14 protein-coding genes are annotated in these 16723 nt (G+C 57.6%); 2 read left to right on the top strand and 12 right to left on the bottom strand.

Features of this window, described 5'->3' with window-relative positions:
- The 5 genes from AS89_RS19005 to AS89_RS17990 form a co-directional block, all read right to left on the bottom strand.
- Window positions 1-432 (bottom strand): hypothetical protein (locus AS89_RS19005; RefSeq protein WP_237709719.1); only part of this gene is annotated, 432 nt, incomplete at its 3' end.
- Between the two features lie 274 nt (window positions 433-706).
- Window positions 707-1423: an outer membrane beta-barrel protein gene (locus tag AS89_RS0116445; RefSeq protein WP_081475764.1), complete on the bottom strand. Its 717-nt coding sequence runs from the start codon at window positions 1421-1423 to the stop codon at window positions 707-709.
- A gap of 98 nt (window positions 1424-1521) precedes the next feature.
- Complete coding sequence (locus AS89_RS0116440) at window positions 1522-2151, bottom strand: replication protein P (protein WP_237709718.1); 630 nt, start codon at window positions 2149-2151, stop codon at window positions 1522-1524.
- On the bottom strand, window positions 2087-3412 hold the full coding sequence (locus AS89_RS0116435; protein WP_010133866.1) for a DnaT-like ssDNA-binding domain-containing protein: 1326 nt from the start codon (window positions 3410-3412) through the stop codon (window positions 2087-2089). Before AS89_RS0116435 ends, AS89_RS0116440 begins: the two co-directional genes overlap by 65 nt.
- A gap of 65 nt (window positions 3413-3477) precedes the next feature.
- Window positions 3478-4707 (bottom strand): MFS transporter, encoded by a 1230-nt coding sequence (locus AS89_RS17990; protein WP_010133865.1) that lies wholly within the window; start codon window positions 4705-4707, stop codon window positions 3478-3480.
- 122 nt (window positions 4708-4829) lie between these two features.
- On the opposite strand from AS89_RS17990, the gene AS89_RS17985 reads away from it, so the two are divergent.
- Complete coding sequence (locus tag AS89_RS17985) at window positions 4830-7163, top strand: heavy metal translocating P-type ATPase (RefSeq protein WP_010133864.1); 2334 nt, start codon at window positions 4830-4832, stop codon at window positions 7161-7163.
- A gap of 83 nt (window positions 7164-7246) precedes the next feature.
- Here AS89_RS17985 and AS89_RS17980 read toward each other — a convergent pair whose 3' ends face one another.
- From AS89_RS17980 to AS89_RS18325, 5 genes are all read right to left on the bottom strand, one after another.
- Entirely contained in the window at window positions 7247-8059 is an 813-nt protein-coding gene (locus tag AS89_RS17980; protein ID WP_010133863.1) for a copper resistance protein B, read from the bottom strand.
- Window positions 8060-8073: 14 nt separating this feature from the next.
- Window positions 8074-9972, bottom strand: coding sequence for a copper resistance system multicopper oxidase (locus tag AS89_RS0116415; RefSeq protein ID WP_081475763.1), 1899 nt, complete (start codon window positions 9970-9972; stop codon window positions 8074-8076).
- 8 nt (window positions 9973-9980) lie between these two features.
- Window positions 9981-10553 (bottom strand): DUF411 domain-containing protein, encoded by a 573-nt coding sequence (locus tag AS89_RS0116410; protein WP_237709717.1) that lies wholly within the window; start codon window positions 10551-10553, stop codon window positions 9981-9983.
- A 169-nt stretch (window positions 10554-10722) separates the two neighbouring features.
- Window positions 10723-11163 (bottom strand): hypothetical protein, encoded by a 441-nt coding sequence (locus tag AS89_RS17975; RefSeq protein ID WP_010133859.1) that lies wholly within the window; start codon window positions 11161-11163, stop codon window positions 10723-10725.
- Between the two features lie 135 nt (window positions 11164-11298).
- Window positions 11299-12018, bottom strand: a complete 720-nt coding sequence (locus AS89_RS18325; RefSeq protein WP_010133858.1) for a 4'-phosphopantetheinyl transferase family protein — start codon at window positions 12016-12018, stop codon at window positions 11299-11301.
- A 241-nt stretch (window positions 12019-12259) separates the two neighbouring features.
- Between AS89_RS18325 and radA the strand changes: the two genes are divergently transcribed.
- Complete coding sequence (radA, locus tag AS89_RS0116395) at window positions 12260-13654, top strand: DNA repair protein RadA (protein WP_010133857.1); 1395 nt, start codon at window positions 12260-12262, stop codon at window positions 13652-13654.
- Window positions 13655-13769: 115 nt separating this feature from the next.
- Here the strand turns inward: radA and AS89_RS0116390 are convergent, their stop codons facing one another.
- Both AS89_RS0116390 and AS89_RS17965 read right to left on the bottom strand, forming a co-directional pair.
- Complete coding sequence (locus AS89_RS0116390; protein WP_010133856.1) at window positions 13770-15215, bottom strand: coniferyl aldehyde dehydrogenase; 1446 nt, start codon at window positions 15213-15215, stop codon at window positions 13770-13772.
- 208 nt (window positions 15216-15423) lie between these two features.
- The coding region (locus AS89_RS17965) for a DUF11 domain-containing protein (RefSeq protein WP_010133855.1) at window positions 15424-16723 on the bottom strand (1300 nt) is incomplete at its 5' end.

Genomic DNA, 16723 nt, shown 5'->3' with positions numbered 1-16723 from the left:
ATTCCAAAAGCCCTGATCGCTAACGCGGTCAGGGCTTTTTTCATTGCAGCCTGCCGATGACCTACCGCTGCGCGGTACGGTCAGGTCACTCGGGCCATCCCTGGCCCTCGCCCTTCGGGCAGCCTTCGGCTGTGCAAAACGGCTGTCGTGCCGTTTTGTCAGGCTTCTAAATATCAGCTCGGCACTCTTTTTACCTATCCACAGCTTTAAATTTAGCAAGCCAGCATCGGTTTTATCCCCAAACCGCAATGACGTTTTTTTAGCCGTCTTCGCAAAGCCAGAAACCACGCCACTCCCATCGAATATCCCGTAGTTACCCACAACTCTGTCCAAGGTTTCTGTGTGTAACCGGCTGTGTATAACTCGTAAAAAGCACGATAAATCAGTTGTTAACCGATACATCGCCAGAGCTATATCAACAGGGCTCGGCAAGTAATCTCCTGGAAAAAGAAAGCGCGCAGATTATCCACAAAGAAGCGAGGTAAGCAGCGCTGCAAGGCACGGAATCGTACGGAAAGAGTGTGCAAATACAGCACTAAAAAGCCGATGAAAAAATAGACGAAAAGGCGAGCCCAGCAACCACGGGGGCCCGCGCTCCTTTTCAGGAGTTATCCCCAATGCTATCCAGTATTTCTGTGCACAAAGAGGATTCTCCCATCGCTGTGGATGGAATATTAGGTTTAAACGAGTGCCGCAGATAGGCCGCTTAAAAGAGGACGCTCCAGCCCAGGGATGCAGACTCTAGCTGGTATTCGCCACGTGTCGCATCGCCTCCGATCTCGGGGAATAGCTCCCACTCGGCGCGGATGGTCCAACGATCGCGCAGTCGATAGCTGACACCAGCTCCGTAGCCCCAGTGAAAGCCGCTGGTACTATCATTGAATTCCCCTTCCACAGGAAATGTCACCGCCTGCAGGGAGCCATCTTGTAGCTGTACCACTGCCAGGGTATCGCCGCGCTGCAGTGAGCGCACCTGATTGAACCAGAAGCCACCGCCGATTTTTCCGAATACGCTAATCCCTGAACGCCCCAGCGGCAGATGACTGACAAAAAATGCATTCCCCATACGGGTGGTGACGCGATCTTTTACAAACAGGCTTGGGAACTGTGGATTACTGATAGCGAAATTCGAAGTAGCACTGGTGGATTGGCGCAAATCCGCTTCGACTGCGAAATTCGGGCTCCAGCGCCAGCCGGCGTAAAGTTTTACACCTTCGCCACTGTCGCTACAGTTGGACAAAGTCGCGAGTTGATTGGGGCTATTCAGGCCATTAACGAACGATTGGGAATTGCCACAGACATCGTCGAGCGCCGTGCTCTGGATGGCTAGCCCGCCATAGCGATGGGAATAAAAGTCAGCATTTGCTGGGCTAGCGGCCAGCAATGAAAGGGGTACCACAAGCAGAAGGAGGAGCCTAACCATGGCGATACCTGCTTTGGAAAATGGAAATGGTCTAACGAGCGCCCGCAAACTTCCTGGCGGGACTCACTGCTACGCGAGGGCGCAGCAGCTAGATCACATCATATTTTGAGTTGTGCGCGCAACTCCGCCAATTTTTTGGCGTTTTCGGCTTTGGACAGCGGTTTGGCTGGCTGATGCTCCAGTTGAACTTGCTGGGGGGCGGGCAGGCTCTCGCCGGCGAGCAGGCGCTCACAAATCTTTTTGTAATGGCTGGCAAACACCGGGAAGGCGGAGGATTCCGGATTGTTGGCCAGGAAAAACCAGTCTGCGGCACGCCCTGCGTGGTACACCGCCGGATGGCTCCATTTCTGGTTGGCTTTGGGGCTCGGCGCATTGCAGGCCTCGCGATAGGCGGCACGTGGGTCCGGCAGGCCGTTTTCGCCTTCCGCACACAGCTGCAGCATCTTGTGTACAGTGGGCAGGTATTCACACTGCTTGATGGCGCGCTTTGCGCCCGCGAGGATCTGCTCCGGTGAGAAGCCGGCGAGAGATTCCAGCCACAACCGCTTGGCGTGGTTCAGGGTCTGCACATCCTGGAAAGCCGAGTTAAATTGATTGTGATAACTCAGCTTGAGCAAACCGAACACCTCGTTAAGTGCCCGCTTGCGTGCTTCCAGCTCGGCGTTACCAGTTTGTGTCTGTGACGATGTCCCAGACTGATGTATCCCTGGTGCGTTGGTTGCTTGCATTCCCGGGCTCTTGTGGCTTGCCATGGTGTTGTCCTATCGCGAACTTGTTGCGCTCGGCCCACTGGTGGCGGGCGTGACGTACGAAGACGGAATCCCAGCTTTTGCGGGCGGCACCCTGCTCGCGCCAGTAGAGGCGGAACTCCGGTACCAGGCCAAGGGCAAATTCGCGGTCAATTTCACATTGATTCAACAAGTGGCCAAGGCAGTCACTGGTCGGTTGCCAATTGCGCGAAATCGGCTTGGCCACCGGATTTTTCTCGATGCCCTGGCAATAGTATGCCCACTCGGTGCGCGCATACTCGATGAACTGCTCGCCCCAGCGGGCGCTATGACCACCGCGCTCCAGCCACTTGTAGATAAACTCCGGCAGTAATTCTGCAGCAAAACTGGGGTTAATGGCCAATCGGCGCAGCTGCTCCCAGGTGTTTTCGCTGGGCTGCCAGTCCCGTGTCATGGGCTCGGGTTTCCGTTTCTCGATAAACGGTGTGTCCTGCTTTTCCCAGTCCTCGGTTACCCAGTCATTGAACTCAAGGTCCCAGGAAATAGATTGCTTGCCACTGTTGCGGTGGTACTCCACAAAACGTTTAAAGCAACGCTGTACAAAAGTGCTGGGAACCCCCTCGTCAGAGAGTTTGCGCAGGGTATCTTCCCCTGGTCGCCAGTGGTCCGGTAGCGGTTGTTTACGACCCTGTGTTGCGCGATATGATTCCCACTTGGTTTTAACCAGCTTGAGGAACAGCGAGCCGAAGGAGTGTCTGCTTTCACCGCGGTCGCGCCAGTAAGTCACAAACTCTGGCAGCTGTTCGCGCACAAAGTGTTCCGGCACGCCCAGTTGCGCAATACGCGCCATGGTTTCGCCATCCGGTTGCCAGCTGGGGGAAATGATATTCGCCGCGCGCGTTACTTGAGTCGGGGGCGGAGGTGTCTGCGCTGCCGGAGTATTACTGCGTGCCTGGGCCGCTGGAAGCGCGAATTTCAATACGGCGCTACTACCGTAGGGCGCGGCACCCAGCAACAGGGCTCCCTGATTGCGCAGGCTTGTGGATACCCGTTGGATGTCGTTCGGCTCCCAGAACGGCAAGAGCTGCTGTAGCTGCTCGCCCTCTGCGGTATACCAGTCCCGGCCCGGATGTGACTCTACCGGCAAAAAGGGTAACAGGTCCGTCAATGCGCCCAGCAGCACCGCCTCCTCCAGGCCGAGCGTGGCGGCCAGAGTGGGGGAGACAACAAGGGGGCGTTCTGGAAGCAGGGGGTGATTCATCCGGCGATGATACCACCCCGGGGTGAGTCACCGGGAGTAGAATTAGGTGTCTAGTTGGTCGTCAGCTAACGCGACACAACCCTTCCAGACCAGTCGACCGGAGCGCGATGGACTATGGCGAACCAGGCTGCGCTGGTAAGACACAAAGCGCCACCGAGCAGCAGGGTCCACTGGCTTCCCAACAGCGCCAGCACACTGCCGAGCAGCGCGATGATGGCATTGCTGAGACAAAAGTTTGCGGTCAGTAGGCCCATCACCTTGCCCTGACCGTAGCGCTCGAAACGCTCCGACATGAGCGCCGGGAAGATGCCGTTTACGGTGGCGATACTGGCGCCAATCAACGCAAACATCACCAATGTGCCCTGACTGTTTGCCAGTGGCAGTAGCGCCAGTAACCCTCCGAGAGCCAGGGCGCCTCGAAACACCAGGGGATTCGCTCCGAAGCGATTCTTCAGTGGCGGCACCGCCAATGCACTCACGGTAATCATGACCGCGGTGGCAACCACGGTATTCCAGGCAATTTCGTGGGGGACAAAACCAAATTTCTCCACCAGCCAAAACGGATAAAATTCGTAAAAGGCGTTTACCCCGAGGCAAAACAACAGGTTGAAGAGGGCCAGTGCGCGAATTGCCGGCTCCCGCCACAAGACAAGGGAGTTTTCCGAGCGAATGAGTTGCAAGAAGTTGCCACGTGCGGGCGTGGGCCGCCTGTCGACGGGCAAAAACAGCTGCGCCAGAAGAGCACACACAAGCACTGCCGCAGCACCGGCCCAAAAAACCACTGACGGCCCAAAGACCGCCAAATAGCCGCCGCTCAGTGGCCCGAGGAGCCAGCCGGCGTAGGCGCACGACATTGCCAGCGACAGCGCGCGGGTGCGGTCAATTACCGGATGAAGGTCGGCCGCCATGGCGCGGGCAATAGCGATGTTGCCTTCGCATAAGCCCGTGACAAAGCGTGCGGCAACGAATAAGACAAAGTTTTGCCAGTTCAGCGCGAGCGCCGCCAGCGCATAGCCCAGCGCTGCCAAAATGAGTGTGAACACCAGCGTACGGCGGCGCCCAAACTGGTCGGACATTGCGCCCAATACGCTGCTGCCAATTAACAGGCCTATAGGGAATACTGCAAGCGCGAACCCGAGCAGCAGTTTTGGCGGGAGTCCCAGAAAGTGGGTGAGTGGATTGGGTGGGCCATCGAGAAACAATGGTGCAAGCACCGGGTAGGGCAGCGCAATTCCGGCCGAACCGATCAGGGTCACCAGCATGACGGTGATCAGGGTGGCCTTTGCGTTGTTCATTGATGCCCAGATAAATAACAAATTTGTTTTTTACTAAGGTAGCAGCATTCAACCGTAAAATAAGTGCATACTTTTTTATTGTAATAATAGCGCTGGGCAATACATCGCATAGGGAGGAATACATGGGAAATTCGCAGGATGGAAACCCGGCCAACGGTGCGGGTGTCGCCTCCCAGACATTCCAGTTACACGGTGTGAGCTGCGCCGGGTGTGTCCGTAAAATTGAGAGCGCACTGGAGGGCGTTGTTGGGGTTGACGAGGCACGGATAAATCTGGGCGATAAGACCTTGGTCGTTCAGGGCAACGCGGCCCCCGAGGACTGTATTGTTGCGGTGGAATCCGCCGGCTACGGCGCCGAACCGGTGCGCACCAGTGCCAGGGCGCTGCGCGAACAACAGCGCGAGGAAGAGCAGCTCCACTATCGGCATCTGATGTGGCGAGCTGCGCTTGCACTGGGGCTCGGCGTCCCGCTGATGGCTTGGGGGCTGGTAACCGGTGAGATGGGTGTCAACAACACGTTCCAGCAGTTCGCCTGGGGTGGTGTGGGCTTGCTTACTCTGGCAGTGCTGGTGTTTTGTGGTGGCCATTTCTACACCGGCGCCTGCCAGGCATTCCGCCATCATTCCGCCACGATGGATACCCTCGTCGCACTGGGCACCGGCACTGCCTGGCTATTTTCCATGTCGGTTGTTTTATTCCCGCAGTTATTGCCGGAGACCGCGCGCCATGTGTACTTCGAGGCCAGCGCAATGATTATTGGCCTGATCAATCTAGGGCAGGCGCTGGAAGTCCGTGCGCGTGGGCGCACCGGTGCAGCTGTGGAAAAACTGTTGCAGCTACAAGACACCCGTGCCCGGGTAGTGCGAGATGGTGAAGAGCTCGATCTTCCCGTCGAGCAGGTGCGCGTGGGCGACAGGCTACGGGTACGCCCCGGGGAAAAAATTTCCGTGGATGGCTGCGTGGTTGATGGTAGCAGTCTGGTGGATGAATCCATGCTGACCGGTGAACCGGTACCGGTGAAAAAATCCCCGGGCGACTTTCTCACCGCCGGTACTTTAAACAAGAATGGCAGTCTGCTGTTTACTGCGGAAAAAGTCGGTGCCGATACGCGCCTGGCGCAAATTATCCAGATGGTAAAAAACGCGCAGAGCTCACGGGTACCCATTGCCCGTCTCGCGGACACTATTTCCGCGATCTTTGTACCTGCAGTAATGATCATCGCGGTCTGCGCCGCGCTGGTCTGGTACAACTGGGGTCCGGAGCCGAAAGTCGCTCACATGCTGGTGGTGCTGACCTCAGTACTGATTATTGCCTGCCCTTGCGCACTCGGGTTGGCCACGCCCATGTCGGTGATGGTTGGCGTCGGCAAAGGGGCCGAAAACGGTGTATTGGTGCGTAACGGCAAAGCACTGCAGCAGGCCACTGACCTGAGCGTCTTGCTGGTAGATAAAACCGGCACGCTCACTGAAGGTACGCCCAGGCTTACCGATATCGAGAGTAGAGGCGATACCAATGCGCTGCTGCAAAAATTGGCGAGTTTGGAGAGCCACTCCGAACACCCACTGGCAGAAGCGATTGTTGGTGCGGCAAAACGAAAGCAGCTTTCCTTGAGCCAGGTTTCTGACTTCGCAGCAATCACCGCCCACGGCGTAAAAGGAAATGTGGATGACAGTGTAATCCTGCTTGGCAACGGCAAGCTAATGCAGCGCGAAGGTGTAGTAATCGGGGAATGGCAGCAGACATCGGACGACCTTTCCAAGCAGGGCAAGACCGCAATGTACGCTGCGGTGGATGGTGAACTTGCCGGCGTGATCGCGGTGGCCGACCCGATTCGGGAAGATGCGGCAGCGGCGGTACAGCGCATCAAACGACTCGGACTGCGCATAGAAATGCTCACTGGTGACAATGCCACCACCGCAAATGCCGTTGCCAAACAGCTGGGTATCGAACAGGTGCATGCGGAATTATTGCCAGAGGACAAGGAAAAGATTGTCGTCGCGCAGCAAAAAGAAGATGCCAAGGTTGGCATGGCAGGCGATGGCATTAACGACGCCCCGGCGCTGGCAAGGGCCGATGTGGGCTTTGCCATTGGCGCCGGTACCGATGTGGCCATCGAATCGGCGGACATCACCATGATGCGCTCCTCGCTGCACGGTGTCGCCGATGCGGTGGAGCTTTCCCGTGCAACGCTGCGCAATATTAAACAGAACTTGTTCGGGGCGTTTATCTATAACACCCTTGGTATTCCCATCGCCGCCGGAGTCCTATACCCGGTGACAGGCATGTTGTTGAGCCCGGTAATCGCCGGCGCGGCCATGGCCTTTTCTTCGGTGACAGTAGTGACGAATGCCAATCGCCTGCGCATGTTCAAGCCAACCCGTGTTGCACCAGAACAGAATAGGGGCGCAAAAAATCCACCGGCTCGGGAGAGAACTAATGGCAACGTTGCTGATTAACCTGCTGGGACTAATTGCTATTGTGGCCATCGTTTGGTGGTTTTGGATTGCCCCTAGAAAACATCGCACAATCGACGATTCAATTAAAACCAGGCGTGCAGACCGATAACCCAGGTGGTTTCGTCGATATGCTCACCAGCGTCGCGCAGGAAGTCTGCGGTATTGCCAAAGTTCTTCTCGTAGTTCACCCCGAAGTACGGCGCAAATTTCGGGGTAAACTCGTAGCGCAGACGCAGCCCGGCTTCAATATCGGAAAGCCCGGAACCGGTGCGGGTTGTCGGGTCGTTCTGTCCGTAAAAATTGACCTCGACTTCCGGGCTGAGAATCCACTTTTGTGTGAACAGTATTTCGTACTCGGCTTCCAGTCGCAGGGCGGTGTCGCCATGGTCGCCGATAAACAGTGCGGTATCGACTTCAAAGAAATAGGGCGCGAGTCCGTGCAAGCTGATGGCTCCCCACGTCTTGCTGTCGCCGCCCTGTAGTTTGAAGTCGTGCCGCACGCCCAATTGCAGATCCCAGTAGGGTGCCACGGCGCGGCTATACAGTGCCTGCAGTTCTGCATCGGCGGTTTCTCCCTCCTCCCGTTCCACTTCCGTTTTCAGCCACAGCTTATTCAGGTCGCCGCCAAACCACAGGCTGCCTTCCAGAGCGCTACCCTCGTGCTGACGCGCCTCTAGCTGATCGATGGTGACTTTGGTGAGCAGTACCTCGTGATTCATCACGTGCTCAGGATGATGGGGCTGGTATGCCGGCGCGGGCTCGACCGTATGTGCGGGCTCCGGCTCTGAATGGCCGTGATGCTCGTGCTGGTGTTCGTGTATTTGCGTATTGGCATAGGAGACCGAAGTTGCGAAGGCCGCACAGATGACACTGACGGTTTGAGTGAATTTTTTCATTCTTAGTGCCTCCCTTAAACCACCCGCACTTCGCGGAACATGCCCGGCATGTGGTACAGCAAATGACAGTGGTAGGCCCAGCGGCCGTACGCGTCGGCAGTCACCAGGTAGCTGATGGTTGAGCCCGGTTGCACCAGTACCGTGTGTTTGCGCGGAATATATTCCGGGTCACTGGTTTCCAGTTCACTCCACATACCGTGCAAATGAATGGGGTGGGTCATCATGGTGTCGTTCACCAGGGTCACCCGCAGTCGCTCACCGTATTTGAAAATCAGCGGCTCGGCGTCGCTGAACTTGATGCCGTTAACGGACCACATATAGCGCTCCATATTGCCGGTCAGGTGCAACTGAATTTCCCGTTCCGGCTGGCGACGGTCGAGGGTGGGGGTGAGATTGCGGATATCGCCATAGGTAAGCACTTTGCGCCCATAGCGCTGCTGGTGATCGCGCAGGCCGACACCCGGGTCGTGCAAGCCGTTAGCGGGCATGAACGCGCGCATGTCCACCCCAGGGCCGTATTCCGAGGGCAAATGTTCCACCGGCGCGTTGCTGCCGTATCCGGCGAGGCCGAGGCCGGTGGTGGTGCCGATATTGTTACCGACGTTGTTACCGGCTTTGGTGCCGGGCATCTGGTGCCCCGCGTGCTGGCTGTGGTCCATAGCCTCCATAGAGTGTGCACCGTGATCCATGCCGTGATCCATTCCGTGATCCATACCGGGCATGTCACTCATGGCGTGCGCCGAATGGTGCATACCCATATCGTGATGGCCCATATCACGATGAGTGAGCACCGGGGCGTAATCCATTGCAGGTACCTTGGCCTGTAGGCGCGGATCGGAAGTAAGGGTGCCGCGGGCGTAACCGGAGCGGTCGATGGTCTGGGCAAACAGGGTATAGGCGGTATCGTTTTCCGGCTCCACGATGACGTCGTAGGTTTCTGCCACGCCGATGCGGAATTCGTCCACGGTGACCGGCTCGATATTCTGGCCGTCGCTCGCCACTACGGTCATTTTTAGCCCGGGAATCCGGATGTCGAAAATCGACATGGCGGCGCCGTTGATAAACCGCAGGCGAATTTTCTCACCGCGCTTGAACAGGGCTGTCCAGTTAGCGTCTGGCGTCTGGCCGTTCATCAGGTAGGTGTAGGTGTAGCCGGTGACGTCGGCGATGTCGCGGTCCGACATGCGCATCTCGTTCCACATCTTGCGGTCGCGCCAGGTCTGGCTGACACCCTTCTGGCGAATCTCTTCCCACAGGTCGCCAACGGTGCGGCGACGGCGGTTGTAGTAGTGCCCTTCCTTTTTCAGCGTGGCGTAAATGTCCTGTGGGGACTGGTCGCTCCAGTCGGTAAGCAGCACCACATAATCGCGGTCGTAGGCCACCGGGTCCGGTTCGGCGGGATCGATCACGATGGCCCCGTAATGGCCGCGCTGCTCCTGAAAGTCGGAGTGACTGTGATACCAGTAGGTGCCACTCTGTTTTAGCGGGAACTGGTAGGTGAAGGTGTCCCCGGGGCGGATACCATCAAAACTGAGGCCCGGTACGCCATCCATATTGCTGGGCAGGATCAGGCCATGCCAGTGGATGGAGGTGTCGTGGGCCAGGTGGTTGGTGACATTGATGGTGACGGTGTCACCTTCTCTCCAGCGCAACACCGGCGCGGGCACGGTGCCGTTTACCGCCACGGCGGTGCGCGCGCGGCCGGTAAAGTTGACCGGCAGGTAATTCACGTGCAGGTCAAACTGGTTGCCGCGTAACTCGCTTGGTAGAGGGTTGCTCGCCTGTGGCGCTTCAGCGCTGGCTGGCAGCCCGGCGAGGGCGGCGCCACCGGCGAGTCCAGACATGATACCGGTGACAAACCGGCGCCGTGAAATCGGCGTGACCAATGGGGAAGAATCAAGATATTTGTTCACGGCGCGCCTCAAAATTGCTGCTGGGCATTTTCAATACGTGCATACACGCTGTGGCCGCCATCTTTGTGCAGCAGCAGAATCTCATAGGGCGTGAAGCGGTCGCCCACCTCCATACCCGGGCTGCCCAGTGGCATTGCCGGTACCGCGAGGCCGCGCGCGTTGGCCGGCGGATTCTGCAGGAACTGGCGGACAAACTTCGCCGGCACGTGACCCTCGAACACATAATTGTTTTCGGACACGCTGGTGTGGCAGGACTGGAACTGCGGCGCAATACCGAAGCGGTCCTTAACGCCGTTCAGGTCATCGACGTTTTGCGCATCCACCGCAAAACCCTGCTGGGTGGCGTGGTCCACCCACAGCTGGCAGCAGCCACAGGTAGCGGACTTGTAGGTGGTAAGGGATGTGGTGAGGGCGATGGTTTCCCCTTTTGCTGCATCAATGGCTTCACTGCTGTGGCTCTCACTCTCCATTGGTTCGCTGCAGGCACTCACGGCTAACAAGGTGAAAGCCCCGAACAGTAGGGCGAGGGCGGATGACTTGCTGTCGCGTAATAGGTGCATTGCGTTGTTTATCATCTTCATGATCTTTTCCTGATCTCTTTCATATTCGGGGGCGCAGCTCGCATAGCGGTGCAATGGCCGAGGCACAGCGATGCGCAGTTTGCGCTGGTAATTTTTCAGTGGGTATTCGGGTAAGCGAGTGCTTGGGTGGGATGGAAAATGCGCCAGGCTCGGGCGCACCTATCCCGTATCAGGTGGTAATCGGCGGGCGAATAGCGGATTCCGGTGCGGGGGTGGAATCCAGTGGACGGTAGGCCGTCACGGAGCGGGCAAAGGAATGAAATTCCGTAACTTGTAACGAAGCGGGAATACAATTTGCGCAGTGGCCGGGACAGCAGGCGCAGCTGCCATCGCAATCAGTGTGCGAACTCGGCTTGGTATACGTGTCGGTATGTGTGTCGGTATGCGGCTCGGTGTGCTGCGTACCGCATTGCCCATGGCTGCAGCTTGCTTCTTGCTCGGCAGTGCCTGCAATAGTGTGCGTGGGCGCTGGTTCGGCGACCGAAGTCGCTTGATGATGGCTAGCCTCCCTATGCTGCGCTTTCTCCGACCCACCACAGTGCATAGCCACCGCCTCGCCGGTGACGGCGAGCAGCGCGAGTAGCAGCAGGGTTTGCAGAACATTGAGCATGGTTTGGCGTAATCTGGTGTTTTGGATGAGCAGTTAGTATCCGCCCTTGGCGAAGATGTTATGGGCTTGGGCCTTCGCGCGCAAGCGTGTCTGGCGACGTGCTTGAACTGAGGGAATCATGTCCCAAAATGCGCCTCAGTCGGGCAGCCCCCGGGTAATCTGTTCCGCGCTGATCTCGGCCAGCGCAGGGTCCTGCCCGGCCAGGGCCATATGCAGATGGTTGCCCTCTGCTAATGGCAGCATCAGGTAATTGAACTGCCAGGGCGCCTCGCTATCGGCCATGCCAGCATCCAGGCGGATACCCTCGCCCAGGTGGAATCCCGCCAGATTGATACGTCCGAGTCCTTCGGAAATGCCAGTACCGCGCGCCTTGAAGAAGGCTTCTTTCATGGTCCACAAACGGTAGAAATGCACCGGGAGCAATTCCGGTGATGCATCGTCCAGCAGCGCACATTCGTCCGGATGAAAATAGTGGTGGGCAATGCGCAAAAAGTCCCGCGGCTTTTGCGGCTGCTCGATATCAATTCCCACCGGTGCCTCGCAGGAGACCGACAGGGCGATCCACTGGCCGCTGTGGCTGAGGCTGAAATGCAGTTCGGGGGTTGCAGCCAGTGCGGGCTTGCCGGAGTCACTGATCGAGAAGTCCAGCGACTCCGGTGAGTGGCCACTGATTTTGCCCAGCACGGTGCGCAGCAGGCCGCGGCTCAGCAGGAACCCGTGACGGGCCTGATCGCTCGCGTAGCGCAATTGGCGCGCGTGTTCCTCTTTCGACAACAGACTGTCGAGCGCTTTGGCGTGCTCACTACCGGGGGCGATATCGTCGCGATGCAGAATCCAGACGGCGGGTAGGGACATTGTGCTGTTTACATTAATAGCTGCTGGGCAACCGTATTGTGGTTAACCGTAGAGTAAATACAAACGCATCATACGCTGCAACATAGCAGTTGCCCAAAGTGAATACGCAAAAGTGCAAGGGAAATTGTAACGCAGACCTGTATTTTTCAGCGGCAAAGCCGTCATGTAGACTGCCAGCCTGAATCAATAAAGTATTTAGTTCCGGCAGTCTGTCGCCGGGCACCAGTCAGAGATCACCCTTTTGGCCAAGAAATCGAAAACAGCGTTTGTCTGCAATGAATGCGGAGCCGACTACAGCAAATGGGCTGGGCAATGCAGTGCCTGCGGGGCCTGGAATAGCCTGAGCGAAGTGCGCCTCGGCCCCGAGCACACCGACAGTCGCGCGGCCAATTTTACCGGCGCCCAGTCGGGCTATGCCGGTGCGGCGGGTCAGGGCAAGGTACAGAAGCTTTCCGAGATTGATCTCAGCGAATTACCGCGCATCCCCACTAATGCCAGTGAGCTGGACCGCGTGCTGGGTGGTGGGCTGGTGCCAGGCTCGGTAGTGCTGATGGGTGGCCATCCCGGCGCGGGTAAATCCACGGTGCTGTTGCAGACGCTGTGTCATCTTTCGCAAAACCTGCCGGCTCTGTATGTGACCGGTGAGGAATCTCTGCAGCAGGTTGCCATGCGTGCAAAGCGTCTGGGGCTGCCTGCGGACCACCTGCAGATGTTATCGGAAACCAATGTCGAACAGATTTGCCTCACCGCCGGTGAAGTGAAACCCAAGGTGATGGTGGTGGACTCGATCCAGGTGATGCATATGGCCGAGGTGCAATCTGCCCCCGGTTCCGTGGCGCAGGTGCGAGAAAGTGCGGCCTATTTAACACGCTTTGCCAAACAGACAGGTACTGCGCTCATTCTCGTCGGCCACGTCACCAAAGACGGTACCCTCGCCGGCCCGAAGGTGCTGGAGCATATTATCGACTGTTCCATCATGCTTGAAGGCACCCATGATTCCCGCTTCCGCACCCTGCGCGCACATAAAAACCGCTTCGGTGCGGTGAATGAGCTGGGGGTGTTTGCGATGACCGAACAGGGTTTGAAAGAAGTCTCCAATCCATCTGCGATTTTCCTGCAGCGCGCCGATGAAATCGCCGCGGGCTCCGTGGTTACCTCGGTTTGGGAGGGCACCCGTCCGCTGCTGGTGGAGCTGCAAGCGCTGGTGGACGACAGCAGTCTGGGCAACCCGCGTCGGGTGGCAGTGGGTCTCGATCAGAACCGCTTGAATATGCTGCTCGCGGTGTTGCATCGCCACGGCGGCGTGCTGATCGGTGATCAGGATGTGTTTATCAATGTGGTCGGGGGCGTAAAGGTGATGGAAACCAGCGCTGACCTCACCCTATTGATGGCCGTGGTTTCCAGCTTCCGCAACCGCACCCTCGATCGCGATCTGATGATCTTCGGTGAAGTAGGTCTTGCCGGCGAAATTCGCCCGGTACCTTCCGGCCAGGAACGCCTGCGCGAAGCCGCCAAACACGGCTTCCGCAAAGCCATTGTACCTGCGGCGAATCGTCTGAAGGATGATATTGAAGGGATGCAGGTTATTCCGGTGAAGACACTTTCTGAGGCGTTGAATGCGCTCGACCTAGGTTGATTTGGTGCAATGGCAGGTGCAAGAGTAGTGAGTTAGTCGTCGCTGCTTCATTCTCTTTTCGGAAAATAAAAAGCCGGTACAGAAATTTGTACCGGCTTTTTATTTTTTGCTGCGATTACTTGGTCAATCGCAGCATGACCTGCATCATCTTTTTCGCCACATTGCCGTAGGGCGGCATTAGTAGCTTCAGCGGATCAAGCGGCCCCTGATAAAACACCGGGCGCAGTTTGGAGAAGGTAAGGAAACCTTCGTAGCCGTGGTAGTGGCCCATACCGCTCTCACCCACGCCGCCGAAGGGAATATCGTGCTGGCCGACATGCAGCACCGCGTTGTTCACGCTAACGCCGCCGGACATCACATGGTCGATATAGTAATCGCGCAGGGATTTGTCATTGGTGAAGGGATAAATCGCCAGTGGGCGGTCGCCGCTATTGATATAGCTGGCCACTTCTTCGCGGTTTTTGTAGGTCTTGATTGGCAATAGCGGGCCGAAGATTTCCCGCTGCATTACGTCCATTTCTTCATCGACGTTGATCAGCAGGTGCGCGGGGAATTTCTTCAGCGGGTCGTCACGGCTGCCCTGACCGTCGGTCAGGTCGATGGCCTTAGCCCCCTTCGCGGTGGCGTCATCCAGGGTCTGCCAGATGCGTTGGAAGGAGCGCTCGTCGATCACCGATGTGTAATCCGGGTGCTGGATATCCGGATAGCGCTTCTTGAAGACACGCTTGGCCTTCTCGACAAAGGCATCCACCTTGTCTTCCGGGAGCAGCAGGTAATCGACGGTGGTGCAGATCTGGCCGGCATTGAACAGTTTCCAGAAAAGCACCCGCTCAACCGCCGTATCGGTGCTGTAGTCCGGGCCCACAATGGCCGGTGACTTGCCGCCCAGCTCCAGGGTAACCGGGGTCAGGTTGGCCGCGGCCGCGGCCATTACCTTGCGGCCGGTGGCGCCGGAGCCGGTAAAGATCAGGTGGTCAAACTTGAGCGTGGAAAACTCGATACCCACGCCGCCGGTTTCCTCCAAAAAGACCAGCTTGTCGGCGGGGAAGTAGTCGCTGCTGATACGCTGCAGCAGTGTGGTCAGGTTGCGGGAGTTTTCCGACATTTTCACCATGGCGCGGTTGCCGGCGGCGAAGATGTTGATTAACGGCCCGAAGGACAGGTTGATGGGGAAATTCCACGGCACGATTACGCCCACCACGCCCAGCGGCTGCGGGATCACCTTGGTGGACGATGTGGGGAAGGCGGTGAAATCGGTGTGGCGGCGCTGGGGCTTCATCCACTTCTTCAGGCGCTTCATGGTGTCCTTGATGGAGTCCAGCGCGGGGAAGATTTCGGCAAACAGGGTTTCGTGGTGGGAGCGGTTGCCGTAGTCAGCACTCACTGCCTTTACCAGCTCATCCTGATGGTCGCGGATCATACGCGCCAGTGCCTTCAGGTCATTGATGCGCTCTTCGCGGCTGGGCGCGGGGTTGGCCAGGTAAGCCTGGCGCTGGCTGTCCAGCAGGGATTGCAGGTTGCTGGCCTGTTGGTTTTCGATGGCTTCGGCGATCTCGGTCATGCTTGTGGCTCGACTGGATTTGGTTATTGAAATAGTTCCGATGTTGGATCGATTGTACGGAAGTATGCTTCCTTACTTAGGGATATTGCGGACGGATTTCGAAAATACGAGGGGTTGGGCCGCCGAAATTACCCCGACACCAGGGCAGGACTGGCGTCGGGGTGCTAGACCAGTTGGTCAATTGGCGTTGGCAAGCTATGGTGCGGTGTTACTTCTCGGCGCCGTCTGCATTCTCTTGACTGAGTGTGGCTAGTGCGGCGAGCAGGGGTGAGACGCGCGCCTCGCTCAGCTCGAGCGCGATGGCGTCCAGTTGCTGCTGCATGTGGCTGCGTTCGCCCGGCAAATTCATTGGTTCCTCCTGCAGGGGGATCGGCAGTGGTCCGGGGGCCGGGGGCATGGTTGGCGTGTCCGGGATTTCGGGGCTCGCTGCGGGCCGTTCAAAATCGCCAAACAGAGAGTTGGCGCGGTAGCTGCCGAAGTCTGGGTCCAATGCCAGCGGACTGGATTTGGCACTGTTGCTGCCGCCATCGGTATCGATGCTCAGGTCGTTGCTGAAGGTCCGCGCCCAATCATTGGGGAAGCGCATGCCGTCCACCGGGCCGAAGGCCGGGTCGAAGTTGCCCCCGTTGCGGCCCCCTTGCAGATTGGCGCTCACACTCTGGGTTTCCGCAGAAATGATACGGCCGTGCATTTGCGCAGTTTGCCGCTCCCACTCGCGGGAGGACTCTACGTAATCCGGGTGCAGGTCGGACAGGGTGATGTTGTCGACATTGGTATCGTTCCGAATACCGATTTCATCGGTGTCGGAATTGTCCAGGATATTTTGATCGGGACCATTACCGCCATCGTCGGTGATGACGGCGGCATTGTCGATCTGCTGTACCGTGGCGTCCAGCGGATAGTCAATAACGACCGCGAATGTGATGGTGGCCACTTCCCCCGGTGCCAGGGTGCCGACATCGAAAGAGAATGTATCGCCGTTCTGTACCCAGCCCGGTGTCGAGCTGGCAGTATCGAAGCTTGTGTTGGGAGGCAGGTTTTCGGTAATCACCACACCGTTTGAGGTCGCAGTGCCACGGTTACCATACGTCAATGTATAGACAATTGTGTCGGTAGGTTCGGGTACGGCACCGTCGTACTCCTTGTCGATAAACAGATCGACGTACTGTATTTCGAGTGTTTCATCGTCGCGGTTGTTTTCCGGTGTCGGGTCCTCGCCATTATTACCATCATCTTCCACCACGACTGAATTCGTTTGCGGAGGAATATTAGGAGGCACCGACTCATTGACCACAGCGCTCAAGCTCAAATTGACGGAATCCCCGGCAGCAAGATTGCCAATATCCCAGGTCACAGTACCGGCAGTCAGATCGATTACGCCACCGTCACTAGCAATGAAAGAATTGAACAGACTAGTATCCGGTAGGAAGTCCGTGACTACTAAACCGGTACCGTCCTGATTTCCCTGGTTGGTGACCTCTATGGTCCATTCGAGCGTATCACCCGGG

Origin of the sequence: Microbulbifer agarilyticus S89 (assembly GCF_000220505.1) — a bacterium.
GTDB classification, from domain to species: domain Bacteria; phylum Pseudomonadota; class Gammaproteobacteria; order Pseudomonadales; family Cellvibrionaceae; genus Microbulbifer; species Microbulbifer agarilyticus_B.
The sequence above is the reverse complement of the archived record's forward strand: the minus strand, read 5'-3'. Positions and strand labels throughout refer to the sequence as shown.